This is a genomic window from Dietzia sp. DQ11-38-2 (genome assembly GCF_014145055.1).
Taxonomy (GTDB): domain Bacteria; phylum Actinomycetota; class Actinomycetes; order Mycobacteriales; family Mycobacteriaceae; genus Dietzia.
Genome location: NZ_JAALDW010000360.1, coordinates 1 through 2,450, shown reverse-complemented (window position 1 = coordinate 2,450; position 2,450 = coordinate 1). Strand labels below are relative to the sequence as shown.

Annotated in this window: 1 protein-coding gene and 1 pseudogene; one reads left to right on the top strand and one right to left on the bottom strand. The window is 68.9% G+C overall.

The features are described from left to right. Window positions 1-58 precede the first annotated feature (58 nt). Window positions 59-2,068, bottom strand: coding sequence for a molecular chaperone HtpG (gene htpG, locus G6026_RS12210; RefSeq protein WP_182613337.1), 2,010 nt, complete (start codon window positions 2,066-2,068; stop codon window positions 59-61). Between the two features lie 108 nt (window positions 2,069-2,176). Here htpG and G6026_RS12205 point away from each other — a divergent pair. Beyond that, window positions 2,177-2,450, top strand: a pseudogene (locus G6026_RS12205) (hypothetical protein); the annotation flags it as partial.

Here is a 2,450-nt window from a genome sequence, read left to right as displayed (position 1 = left end):
CGGCGCCCCGCGGGATCCGACCCGGGTACCCGCGGGGCGCCGATCGACTGACCTCTCGTCAGATCCGGTCGACCAGCAGCTTGGCGAACGCGGCGGGGTCCGACAGCGTCCCGCCCTCGGCCAGGACGGCCGCACCCGAGAGCAGGCGCGCCGTCTGGGCGAGTCCCGGGGCCGACGGGTCCTCGGAATGTTGCGACCGCAACCGCTCGACCAGGGGGTGAGACGGGTTGAGCTCCAGAATCCTCTTGCTCGCGGGCAGCTCCATGCCCGAGGCCCGGTACATGGCCTCGAGTTGCGGGGTCATGTCGAACTCGTCGCCGACCATGCACGCGGCGGACTCGGTCAGACGATGCGACAGTCGCACCTGCTTGACCTCGTCGGCCAGCTCCTCGCCCAGCCAGTCGAGCAACCCGGCGAAATCCGCGGTATCCGCCTCGTCCTTCGCATCCTCACCCTCGGCTCCGATACCGGACAGGTCCACGTCGCCCTTGGCCACCGAGCGCAGCCGCCTGCCCTCGACCTCGCCGACCGCGTCGACCCACACCTCGTCGACCGGGTCGGTGAGCACCAACACCTCCACACCCCGCGCCCGGAACGCCTCCAGGTGCGGGGAGTTCTCCACCGCCGCGCGGGACGTGCCGGTGAGGTAGTAGATCTCCTCCTGCCCATCGACCATCCGGGAGATGTACTCGGCGATCGTGGTGCCCGCCTCGTCCTCGCCCCCGGTGCCCCCGTCGGACTCGTCCGGTCGCGGACGAGTGGACGCGAACGTGCTCACGGCGAGTAGTTGCTCGCGGGCGTCGACATCGGAGATCAGGCCTTCTTTCAGGACCGCGCCGAAGTTCTTCCAGAACGAACGGAACTCCTCGGGACGCTCGGTCCTGAGCTGCTCGATGGTCTGCAGCACCCGCTTGACCAGTCGCTTACGGATCGCACGGACCTGGCGGTCCTGTTGGAGGATCTCGCGCGAGACGTTGAGAGAGAGGTCCTGGGCGTCGACGATTCCCTTGACGAAGCGCAGGAAGGGAGGCACCAGCTCCTCGCAGTCGTCCATGATGAAGACTCTGCGGACGTAGAGCTGAACCCCGCGCTTGGCGTCCGGCGAGAACAGGTCGAACGGGACCTGGGTGGGCAGGAAGAGCAGAGCCTGGTACTCGAACGTCCCCTCCGCCTTGAGGGTGATGGTCTCCAGCGGCTCGTCCCAGGCGTGGGAGACGTGACGGTAGAACTCCGCGTACTCCTCGTCGGTCACCTCGGAGCGGGGCCGCGTCCACAGCGCCTTCTGGGAGTTGAGCGTCACGGTCTCGGTGATCGTGCTCTCCGCGGCGGGGTCGTTCCCCTCGTCGTCGTCCCCCGTCGGTTCCGGTGCGGGGCGCTGCACCTCCATGCGGATCGGCCAGGCGATGAAGTCCGAGTAGGTGCGCACGACCCGGCGCAGCGTGGACTCCGCGGCATAGTCGGGCAGCGCCGCGTCCCCGCCGGTCGGCTTGAGCCGGAGGACCACCGAGGTGCCCTGGGGGGCGTCGGGGGCCTCCTCGATCGTGTACGTCCCCTCGCCTCCCGAGGTCCAGCGCGTGCCGGTGGTCTCGCCGGCCTTGCGGGTGACCAACGTGACCTCATCGGCGACCATGAAGGTGGAGTAGAACCCGATACCGAACTGGCCGATGAGATCGGCGGTCACCTGCTCGCTGGCCTCGCCCGACTCCTGCGCCGCGCGCGCCGCCGCGAGGGCCTCCCGCATCTGGCCGGTACCCGATTTCGCGAGCGTGCCGATGAGATCCACCACCTCGTCGCGCGACATCCCGATGCCGTTGTCGCGGATCGTCAGGGTGCGGGCCTGCTCATCGGGGATCAACTCGATGTGCAGGTCCGAGGTGTCGACACCCAACGAGGAGTCCTGAATCGCGGCCAGCCTCACCTTGTCCAACGCGTCCGAGGAGTTGGAGATGACCTCTCGGAGGAAGGTGTCCGGGTTGGAGTAGATCGAGTGGATCATCAGATCCAGCAGTTGCCGGGTCTCGGCCTGGAACTCCCGGGTCTCTGCTGCACCGGAGGTCTGCGCGCTCATGGCGGGTATCGGTCCTTTCTCGTCACGGCTCAGGGGCTGGCGCGATCTGGTCACGCCGTCCCAGTCAACCTAGTGTGAGGCCCAGACATTCCTGCAGATGAGGTGACCGTGACCCCGACCCCGTTGAGCCCGGAGGACCTGTCGGTCCTCGACCGGGCCACCACCCTGTTCGGCCGCGCGCTCGCGGCGGGTCTCGACGGCGACTGCGACGCGTGCCCGGGATGGAGCCGCCGCGACTGCGCCAACCACGTCCTGGGCGGCGGGTTGCGCTACGCCGCCTACTTCCCGCGACTGCCGGAATCGGAGATCGCGTGGACCCGCACCGCCGACCACGCCGGCGAGACGCCGGTCCCCGCGCTGCACCGTACGTCCGCCGGCCTCC